This is a genomic window from Sodalinema sp. (genome assembly GCF_046483825.1).
GTDB lineage: Bacteria > Cyanobacteriota > Cyanobacteriia > Cyanobacteriales > Geitlerinemataceae > Sodalinema.
In genome coordinates this window covers 43,596-53,934 of record NZ_JAWOCL010000011.1, presented here as the reverse complement: position 1 = coordinate 53,934, position 10,339 = coordinate 43,596, and the positions used below count along the sequence as shown (strand labels likewise).

The following is a 10,339-nucleotide window of genomic DNA, read 5'->3' as shown; positions in this document are numbered from 1 at the left end:
GTCCGTCGCGCTGATGGATACTACGTTCAGTTCTGTATCGACCAAGAAAGGTTGGAGAAACGAGAACCCACTGGAACAGTTATTGGCTTAGATGTCGGATTAAATCATTTCTACACCGACTCAGACGGTCAGACCGTGGAAAATCCCAGATATCTCAGAAAGTCTGAGAAAGCGCTTAAGCGCCTTCAACGTCGATTATCTAAAACCCAGAAAGGGTCTAAGAATCGACAGAAAGCTAGAAATCGATTCGCGAGAAAGCACCTCAAGGTAAGTCGGCAACGTAAAGACTTTGCTGTGAAGACGGCATTGTGCGTCGTCCGGTCTAACGACTTGGTCGCCTATGAGGACTTGAGGGTGCGAAATTTGGTAAAAAACCCTAATCTCGCTAAATCTATTTCAGATGCGGCTTGGTCAACCTTCCGTCAGTGGGTGGAGTATTTTGGTAAGGTGTTTGGGGTGGAAACGGTTGCTGTGGCTCCCCAGTACACGAGCCAGAATTGCTCTAACTGTGGGGAGAAGGTTAAGAAATCTCTGTCAACGAGAACCCACCGCTGTCCCCATTGTGGATTTGTTGCTGACAGAGACCATAACGCAGCTATTAACATCCTTGAATTAGGATTGTGTACCGTAGGGCATACGGGAATTAACGCCTCTGGAGATATCGACCTCTGCCTGGGTGGGGAAACTCCTCAAGGTAAGTTGAGTCGTGGAAAGAGGAAACCCCATCAGTGATGGTGGGAATCCCACGCTATATTCTTTGAATTAGCGTGGGAGGATGTCAAGCTCCCCGTCGGTCGGCTTGAACCCATTGAAGCTATTTGAGGAGCGGGATTCACTTTGGATGTATTTTGGATGAAACGTCGAAAAATTTTGCTGGTTGAAGATAATTTGGCTCATGTGCGCTTGATTCAGGAAGCGTTTAAGGAAAGCCAGTTATCCCATGAGATGGTGGCGGTGAAAGATGGGGTTGAGGCGATGGAGTATTTACATCAACGTCCGCCCTATGAGAATGCGGTTTTGCCGGATGTGATCCTCCTCGATTTGAATTTACCGCGAAAAGATGGCCGGGAAGTGTTGGCGGAACTGAAAGGAAATCCTAATTTATCTCAGATTCCGGTTTTGGTCTTAACCACCTCAAATAATGAGAAAGATATTCAAGAAAGTTATCGCCTCCATGCCAACTGTTACATCCAGAAATCGCAAAATTTGCAGCAGTTGTTATCAATTGTCGAGACGATTCAGCGCTTTTGGCTAGAGATTGTCACGCTCCCTCTCGATGCTTGAGAGACGGTAGAAGTCATCTCACGAGGACGGAAAAGAAGCGAAATTCTCGACGAGGACGCTTGACAATCTGCACTCAAATCAGACCTCTTGTAGTGGGGATCATTAAGATAATCTTAGAAAAACCGACTGATGTGCGATTTTATGATTGCTACAGTCAGTTCTCTATCGTAAGCGACTCCTGATGGCTTTGGGCTAAGTTGTGATTATTCCCTAACAAATACTAAGTTTTGTATCTATATTCAGGTTCGAGTCCGATTTGGAGGAGGAAAGATTGCATAATATAGACAAGACTTTAAAATAGTTTACTTTTAATATGTCCGTTAACTCAGTCAACATCCTACTGATTGAGGATAATCCTGCCGAAGCTAGGCTACTGCAAGAGCTACTCAAACAAGCCTCCCATACTTGTTTTAGGTGGACTTGTCAGTCTCGGCTACAGGCAGCGATCGCCATCCTGAATGAGCAGTCCTTTGATGTGATTCTGCTCGATCTGACGCTGCCTGATAGTCAGGGGTTGGAGTCTCTGACTGCGATCGCCAGGGTTCGTCCTCAAGTTCCCATTGTGGTGTTAACCAACACCGATGATGATGATTTAGCCCTCGAAGCGATGCGAACAGGGGCTCAAGACTATCTCTTCAAACGCCAGGCCAACACAGAACTCCTGGCCCGTTCCGTGCGCTATGCCATTGAACGCAAGCAAGCCTCAGAGGCGGTTCGCCAAGCCAAGGAGGAACTCGAACAGCGGGTTCACGAGCGCACGGCGGAACTGGCCCGCACGAACCGGCAGTTGCAACGAGAAGTCCGCGATCGCCAACGGATTCAGCAGGCCCTAATTCGCGAGAAAGAACTCGCTCAAGTCACCCTGCACTCGATTGGCGATGCTGTCATCGCCACGGACGCCAACGGCCGGATTCAATCCCTCAACCCCGTAGCCGAAACCCTGACGGGGTGGAAATCCAACGCCGCTCAGGGCCATTCCCTCGATACGGTGTTGCGGCTGTGGGATGAGGCGACGCATACTCCCGTGCAAGATTTACTCGAACAGGTGTTGCGCCACGGGGTTGCGTTAGATCCCTCGGAACGCCGTTTAGTGGGGGCCAATGAAACCCAAGAATTTTTTGTAGAACTCTCAGCGGCCCCGATTCGCCTCGATGATGGCGACATCGTTGGGGGCGTTCTCGTCTGTCGTGATGTCACCCCCGCCCGTAGTTTAGCCCAACAACTCTCTTGGCAGGCTTGCCATGATGCCCTAACGGGACTTCCCAATCGGCGGGAGTTTGAACATCGTCTCGAAGCGGCGATCGCCAATTCTCGCCTGACTAAGACCACTCATGTCCTCTGTTATCTGGACTTAGATCGTTTCAAGGTGGTCAACGATACCTGCGGCCATATGGCCGGGGATGAACTGCTGCGCCATATGAGCGCCTTATTGCAACACCATACCCCCAACGCAGACCTCTTAGCTCGTCTCGGGGGGGATGAGTTTGCGCTACTGCTGCATCACTGTAGCCTGGATGATGCTCAAGAAAAAGTCCAAGAGTTAATTGAGCGCATTCGCACCTTCCGCTTTGTCTGGGACGATAGCACGTTCACCGTGGGGGCGAGTGCCGGACTCGTCGAAATTAACGCCCAAACCGATAGTTGGGCTCATGTTCTCAGTGCGGCTGATACCGCCATGTATGCCGCCAAGGATGCTGGGCGCAATCGCTTACAGATCTATCAAAGTGATGACCATGACATCGTGCAACGTCATGGCGATATGCAGTGGGTGTCGCGGATTGTCAAAGCTCTCGAAGACGATCGTTTCTGTTTATACGCGCAACGGATTATTCCAGCTGATCCACAACGGCGATCGCGCGATCGCTACGAAATCCTACTGCGTCTCCAAGACGAAGATGGTAACATCGTCAGTCCAGGGGCCTTTATGCCAGCGGCGGAACGCTATGATCTCATGCCGGCCATTGATCGCTGGGTGGTGCGGCAACTGTTCTCGCAACTGCGTCATTTACCGGAACAGTGGGAACAGCCAAAACCCCTTTATATGGTCAATCTCTCAGGGGCCAGTTTCAATGATGAGCGCTTCTTGGCCTTCCTGCGAGAACAGTTCTGGCTGCATCATATCGCCCCCTCGATGATCTGCTTCGAGATTACCGAAACCGTGGCGATCTCCAATATCAACCAGGCGGTGCAGTTCATCTATCAACTCAAACAACTTGGCTGTTGCTTCGCGCTCGATGACTTTGGTAGCGGGATGTCGTCCCTCAACTACCTGAAAAACTTACCTGTGGACTACCTCAAGATTGATGGCCACTTTATCCGCAACGTCGAACATGATGCCATTGACGCGGCCACCATCGAGGCTATCAATCATATGGGCCATGTCATGGGCTTACAAACCATTGCCGAGTTTGTGGAAAATCCAGCCATTCTACAAAAAGTGCAACATCTGGGTGTAGATTTTGTCCAAGGCTATGGCATTGCCCGCCCTGAACCTCTAACCGTCCCAAAGTTTGCCCCCTCCCGCAACCGCTCACGACCCCGAAAAAACCGCCCAGCCGTCACCCCGAAAACCCCAAAAGCCGCTGAGGTAGTCTCACTACCTCAACTGACGGCTTCAGGCTACCCGAAATTCCAACCCATGGGCGATTCAGTTGCACCAACGGAGGGCTAGACGGGTTTAAGCGGACTCAGGTTTTGGGAGAGACGATGGGTGCATCACCACCTCACTGGTTGAGCGTTTCTCCACCATTTCTCGGGTAATGACACAACGAGAGACATCCTTACGGGAGGGCAACTCGTACATCACTTCAAGCATCAGTTCTTCAACGATGCTGCGTAAGGCCCGCGCCCCGGTCTTACGACGATAGGCTTCCTTGGCGATCGCTCGCAAGGCATCAGGACGAAACTCCAACTTGACATTGTCCATATCCATCAGCTTCTGATACTGCTTAATCAGAGCGTTCCGGGGTTGGGTGAGAATCTGAACTAGGGTGTCCTCATCTAAGGGTTCTAACACCGCTTCGATGGGAATGCGCCCAATAAACTCAGGAATCAGACCAAACTTGACTAAGTCTCCCGGTTCGAGATTACTGAGGACATCCACCGTCCGTTTATCACGGGGTTTGCTGTCACCCGGCTGCACAAAGCCAATACTCTTTTTACCCATACGCTGTTCGACCAGCTTATCGAGACCGACAAAGGCCCCGCCACAGATAAAGAGAATATTACGGGTATCAATTTGAATACAGTCTTGATAGGGATGTTTGCGGCCGCCCTGGGGTGGGACATTGGCCACAGTCCCCTCCAACATTTTCAGCAGGGCCTGCTGGACGCCTTCCCCAGAGACATCCCGCGTAATGGAGGGATTTTCACTCTTACGGGCCACCTTGTCGAGTTCGTCAATGTAGATAATGCCCCGTTGGGCTTCTTCCACATCGAGATCGGCCACTTGTAACAACCGCAGCAGGATGTTTTCGACATCTTCCCCCACATACCCCGCTTCGGTCAGGGTGGTGGCGTCAGCCACCGCGAAGGGAACTTCCAGGATATTGGCCAGGGTTTGAGCCAAGAGGGTTTTACCGCTACCGGTTGGGCCAATCAGCAAAATGTTCGACTTTTGCAGTTCGACATCATCGCCTTCGCTTTTATTTTGATTGGCACTCAGGCGCTTGTAGTGGTTATAAACGGCGACCGATAAGACCTTTTTGGCGGCCTCTTGTCCGATGACATGGTCGTCGAGATAATGTTTGATTTCAATCGGTTTAGGGATCTGCCCTAGGGAGAGCTTCGCCGAACGAGGGCGACGACGTTCAGGGGATTCAGATCGTTGTGCGCTAGGGGGGGCTGCGGCACCCGAATCGTACAACTCTTCATCGAGAATTTCGTTGCACAAGTCTACGCATTCGTCACAAATGTACACGCCGGGACCGGCGATGAGTTTGCGAACTTGCTCCTGAGACTTGCCGCAGAAGGAGCATTTTAGGTGAGAGTCGTACTTGTTCGGCATAAGCTTTCTCTTGCGGAAATTCAGCCTTGATGGGTTAGGGACAATTTAATCACGAGGGCATGGGGCCGGTGGGTAGCACCAGACTGAGGTAATCCTCAGCTTATGCCTGACGATGAGCTTGGAGAGTGTGTCCCCAACACACTCTCCAAGGCCGATTAGTTTGAGGCGGCTACGGCAACGGGAGTTTGTTCGATAACCGTATCAACTAACCCATACTCTCGGGCTTCTTCTGCGGACATGAAGAAGTCCCGTTCGGTATCGGCTTCGAGACGTTCGAGGGGCTTACCGGTATGTTTGGCTAACAGGCGGTTCAAGGTACTCTTATGGTAAAGAATTTCCTTGGCCTGAATTTCGATATCCACGGCTTGTCCTTGAGCGCCGCCGAGAGGTTGGTGGATCATAATCCGGGAGTTGGTCAGGGACATGCGTTTCCCCGGAGCGCCCGCCGCTAGGAGAAAGGCTCCCATGCTGGCGGCTAAGCCAAAACAGATGGTGACGATATCGGGGCGCACCTGCTGCATGGTGTCATAGATGGCCATTCCGGCGGTTACAGAACCGCCGGGGGAGTTGATATAGAGTTGGATGTCTTTTTCGGGGTCGTCGGCATCGAGGTAGAGCAGTTGGGCGACGATTGAGTCGGGCACGGCGTCATCGACGGGAGTTCCGAGAAAGACAATCCGTTCTCGCAGCAGACGGGAGTAGATATCGAAGGCACGTTCGCCCATCCCAGACTGTTCGACCACCATAGGGATGTTGCCTTGGGGGCCAGAATAGATTTGGGGGTGGGACAGGCTCATCAAGTCATGTCCGTGGGCTTGGGATCTCAACATAAATTTAGATGTTCAGCTCGCAGTGGGTAAACCGTGAGAGTGGTTAGGAGTCTTGGGTTTCGTTCTCGTCGGCGTCGGCCGTCTCCTCGGCCGCTTCATCGTCGTTTGACAAACTGCCTTCGGGAACTAGCTCGATCTTAGCGCGTTCTCGTAGCCAATCGAGGGCTTTCTGAGAAAGGAGATCTTTGGCAACGAATCCTTGGAGGCGTTCTTCGTCGATGTCGCGATCGCTCAGTTGCTCACGAATCTCGGCGGCCCGTTCTTCTTTCTCGCTTTCGGTTGGTTGTAAGTCCTGGAGTTCGGCGATTTTTTCGAGGGCTAGGTCTTGTTTGAGTTTGGCGATCGCCTCGGGACGAGATCGTTCGCGCATCTCGGCCATGTTCTCCTCGTTATAGAGGCTGCGGATATCCATGCCATATTGCTGCAACTGCATGGCCGTTTGGGTCAGCAGGAAGTCCACCTCTTGTTTGATGAGGGTTTCAGGCAGTTCGACTTCGATGCAGGCGGCCATGTTCTCTAGCAGGGCGGCATCGATGTTACTTTTGGTTTTCTGTTCGGCTTCGTCCTTAAAGCGGGTTTCGATGGATTCCCGCAGTTCGGCCATGGTGTCGAAGTCGCTGATGGTTTGGGCAAAGTCATCGTCGAGTTCGGGCAGTTCCCGAGCTTTGATGTCTTTGACGGTGACGGTGAAGATGGCCTCTTGGCCGGCCAGTTCTTCGTTGGGGTAATCCTCGGGGAATTTGACATCGAAGGATTTGGTGTCATCGATGTTCATCCCGACGATGTTTTCGACGAAGCCTTCGATAAAGCGCCCTTCGTTGAGTTCAACTTGGGTATCTTCGGCACTGCCGCCGGGGAAGGGTTCGGGATCGCCTTCGCCATCTTGGGGCCGGAGTTTGCCTTCGTAGTCAACGGTGAGAACGTCGCCAAGTTGGGCGGCGCGATCTTCGACGGGAATGAGGTTGGCCTGTTCGAGGCGCTGTTCTTCGAAAAAGGCATCAACTTGGGCCGGATCATAGACCACTTCTTCGGCGGTGATGTCGAGTCCTTCGTAGTTGCTGACGTTCGCGTCGGGGGGAACGTCTACGGCAATGGAGAAGGTGAGAGGATGACCGGGGGTAAACTGTTGAATCAGCTCTTCAACGGGAGTTTGCAGGGTGTAGTTGCCCAGAACATCTAGGTTTTCTTGGTCGATGGCCTGTTTGAGGCTGTCTTCGATGCTGTCTTCGAGAGCGGCAGCTTTGATGCGTTCACTGCCGAGACGCTTGACCAGAATCTGTTGGGGAACTTTGCCTTTACGGAATCCCGGAATGTTCGCCGCTTGTGTGAATTTTTGCAACGTGCGATCGTAGGTTTTCTGGGAAATCTCCGAAGGAATTTCGATTTCCAGACTAATTTGGGATGCGGGAAGCTTTTCCTGGGTTACTTTCATGCCTTGCTTGACTGTTTGATTCTAGTTTTAACTTGGGTGTAGTTTGCTGCCTGTTGATTTGAGATCATCGTCAATCCCATGGGCGATCGCCGGCTCACCGAAACGACCTCTCAGCGTCCGTTACGGCATCTATGGCACTCTCAGACTGATGGCGTCGGGACTCTGAGCTATCGTCTCTTAGCCATCGTGCATAGCCATCGTGCAGATCGCTGCGGCTGTACGTTGTCCTTAACAACAAGCGAGGCAATCCAATCTAGTCTAGCCTAATACCGAACGGCTGGTCAGATGGTTGAGGCAGCGAGCGATCGTCGAATCTGCGTTATGCTAGATTATAGTCGTCTCTAGGACAGCGCTCTGGCCGGCCGAATCGCCACCATTGCACTCAACAGCTAACTCTGCTATCGTGGCTGTCGATGAGAGTGATCGCCCCAATTTCGGTCAGCCGCGACATCTGTTATATTCAAAACCTATTTGCTGATGGACACTCTTCGCAAGCCCCAACTGGGAGTTTCTGAAGTCTGAGTCCCGAAGCGCCCCCTATTAAACCCCTATAAAAATCGTCATACGAACCGTTACGGCGTTTATCAAACCCTATCAAACCCTATTGCCTAACACAGGATTGAAGACCATTAGGAGGATCTGAAACTTGCCCAAGTCTTATCGAGTTGCTATTCTCGGTGCCACTGGCGCAGTGGGTACTGAGTTAATTGAACTGCTAGAGCGCCGAAACTTTCCGCTATCACAGCTCAAACTTCTGGCCTCCCCTCGCTCAGCGGGGCGGACGGTCTCGTTTCGCGGCGAATCCCTAACCGTCGAAGCCGTGGCGGAGGGCTGTTTTCGGGATGTGGATTTGGTTCTCGCCTCAGCCGGCGGATCGATCTCGAAGCAATGGCTGCCCCAAGCCGTTGAGGCCGGGGCCGTGGCCATTGACAACTCTAGCGCCTATCGCCTCGATCCCCAGGTTCCGCTTGTGGTTCCTGAGGTGAACCCCGAGGCGGCGTTTCAACATCAGGGCATCATCGCCAACCCCAACTGCACGACGATTTTGATGGCGGTGGCCATTTACCCACTACATCGGGTGCAGCCGATTCGCCGCATTGTGGTCTCGACGTATCAGTCTGCTAGCGGTGCTGGGGCGCGAGCGATGGAGGAACTCAAAACCCAAGCTCAAGCGATTCTCAATGGGGAACCTCCCACCCCGTCGGTGTTGCCCTATCCCTTGGCCTTTAACCTCTTTCCTCATAATTCTCCGATTTCTGAAGGCGGCTATTGCCAGGAAGAGATGAAAATGGTCAATGAGACGCGCAAGATTTTTGCGGCTCCTCAGTTAGCGGTGACGGCAACTTGTGTCCGGGTTCCCGTACTACGCGCTCACTCCGAAGCGATTAACCTGGAGTTTGAGCAACCCTTTTCTCGGGAACAGGCCTGTGACATCCTGCGGACAGCTCCGGGCGTGATCTTGCAGGAAAATTGGCAGAGTAATTATTTCCCGATGCCGATGGATGCAACGAGCCGCGATGAGGTTCTGGTGGGCCGTATTCGCCAGGATATCTCTCATCCCTGTGGCTTGGAGCTTTGGCTCAGTGGTGACCAAATTCGCAAAGGGGCCGCCCTGAATGCGGTGCAGATTGCGGAATTGCTCAGCTATCATGATGCGGGCAATCCATCCTCCCCATCGTTGTCGTCTAGCCGCTTACAGCCGTGAGGGAGGGAAGTCACGTGGTCGATTTTGGACGAGTTCTCACGGCAATGATTGTGCCGTTTCACCCGGATGGCACGGTGAATTTTAAGTTGGTTGAACAGTTAGCGGTTCATTTGGTCACTCACGGAACCGAGACGTTGGTGATCTGTGGCACGACCGGTGAATCGCCAACGCTAACTTGGGATGAGGAATATGAGTTGTTCCAGGTGGTTCAGGGAGCCGTCAGCCAAACCGGTGCGAAGGTGATGGCCGGTACTGGCTCTAACTCAACCCATGAGGCGATTCGGGCGACGCAGAAAGCGTCGGCGTTGGGCTTGGATGGCTCGTTGCAGGTGGTTCCCTATTACAATAAACCACCGCAAGCTGGACTTTATCGACATTTTTGTGCGATCGCCGAGGCTTGTCCAGAGTTTCCGCTGATGCTCTACAACATCCCTGGGCGGACTGGGGTGAGTTTGGAGGCTGAAACGGTGGCTCGTTTGGCCCAATTGCCCAATGTGGTAGCTATTAAAGAAGCCAGTGGGAGTCTCGAACGGGCCAGCGAAATTCGCCGCCTAACCGATCCTGAGTTCGCGATCTATTCTGGGGATGATGCTCTAACCTTGCCGCTGTTGTCCATTGGTGGCAAAGGAGTTGTCAGTGTGGCCAGTCATTTGGTGGGCGATCGCCTCCAGGAGATGATTCAAGCCTTTGAGGCGGGACGAAATGCCGAGGCGACGGCGATTCATTTACAGTTAATGCCCTTGTTCCAGGCGTTGTTTTTGACCACTAATCCCATTCCCGTCAAATGTGCGTTGCAACAATTGGGTTGGCCCGTCGGGGGGACACGATCGCCCCTCTGTGACGCTCCAGACTCGGTGGTTGAGTCGATTCAGTCGGTTCTCAAACAACTCAACCTCCTGCACTAGCGTCTTCTCCCTTTAGCTAAGTCATTGTCGTCGTCGGCGCGGCGATCGCGCCACTGAGGTTTAGAGGCCTGCACCGCCCCATCCCTGAACCAAGTCCGACATCAGCGGTTTTCCCAGCAATTTTATCCTCACACTCGACCGTCTAGGCGAACATCCACCTTGCCCTGGGCCGACTCG

The 10,339-nt window shown here is 52.7% G+C and carries 8 protein-coding genes; 5 read left to right on the top strand and 3 right to left on the bottom strand.

The features are described from left to right. From R6U67_RS00945 to R6U67_RS00935, 3 genes are all read left to right on the top strand, one after another. Window positions 1-732: RNA-guided endonuclease InsQ/TnpB family protein (locus R6U67_RS00945; protein ID WP_410250797.1), on the top strand; the 732-nt coding region annotated here is incomplete at its 5' end. A 120-nt stretch (window positions 733-852) separates the two neighbouring features. Beyond that, entirely contained in the window at window positions 853-1,284 is a 432-nt protein-coding gene (locus tag R6U67_RS00940; RefSeq protein WP_410250796.1) for a response regulator, read from the top strand. Between the two features lie 313 nt (window positions 1,285-1,597). Then, window positions 1,598-3,955, top strand: coding sequence for an EAL domain-containing protein (locus tag R6U67_RS00935; RefSeq protein ID WP_410250795.1), 2,358 nt, complete (start codon window positions 1,598-1,600; stop codon window positions 3,953-3,955). A gap of 6 nt (window positions 3,956-3,961) precedes the next feature. Here the strand turns inward: R6U67_RS00935 and clpX are convergent, their stop codons facing one another. The 3 genes from clpX to tig all read right to left on the bottom strand — a co-directional run bounded on the left by clpX (window position 3,962) and on the right by tig (window position 7,552). After that, window positions 3,962-5,290 carry an ATP-dependent protease ATP-binding subunit ClpX gene (clpX, locus tag R6U67_RS00930; RefSeq protein WP_410250794.1) on the bottom strand — a complete coding sequence of 443 codons (1,329 nt, stop codon included), beginning with the start codon at window positions 5,288-5,290 and terminating at the stop codon, window positions 3,962-3,964. 155 nt (window positions 5,291-5,445) lie between these two features. Further along, complete coding sequence (gene clpP / locus R6U67_RS00925) at window positions 5,446-6,087, bottom strand: ATP-dependent Clp endopeptidase proteolytic subunit ClpP (protein ID WP_410250799.1); 642 nt, start codon at window positions 6,085-6,087, stop codon at window positions 5,446-5,448. A gap of 76 nt (window positions 6,088-6,163) precedes the next feature. After that, window positions 6,164-7,552 carry a trigger factor gene (tig, locus tag R6U67_RS00920; RefSeq protein WP_410250793.1) on the bottom strand — a complete coding sequence of 463 codons (1,389 nt, stop codon included), beginning with the start codon at window positions 7,550-7,552 and terminating at the stop codon, window positions 6,164-6,166. Window positions 7,553-8,198: 646 nt separating this feature from the next. Between tig and R6U67_RS00915 the strand changes: the two genes are divergently transcribed. Together R6U67_RS00915 and dapA are read left to right on the top strand one after the other, a co-directional pair. After that, window positions 8,199-9,257 (top strand): aspartate-semialdehyde dehydrogenase, encoded by a 1,059-nt coding sequence (locus tag R6U67_RS00915; RefSeq protein WP_410250792.1) that lies wholly within the window; start codon window positions 8,199-8,201, stop codon window positions 9,255-9,257. A 14-nt stretch (window positions 9,258-9,271) separates the two neighbouring features. After that, complete coding sequence (gene dapA, locus R6U67_RS00910; protein ID WP_410250791.1) at window positions 9,272-10,162, top strand: 4-hydroxy-tetrahydrodipicolinate synthase; 891 nt, start codon at window positions 9,272-9,274, stop codon at window positions 10,160-10,162. Window positions 10,163-10,339 lie beyond the last annotated feature (177 nt).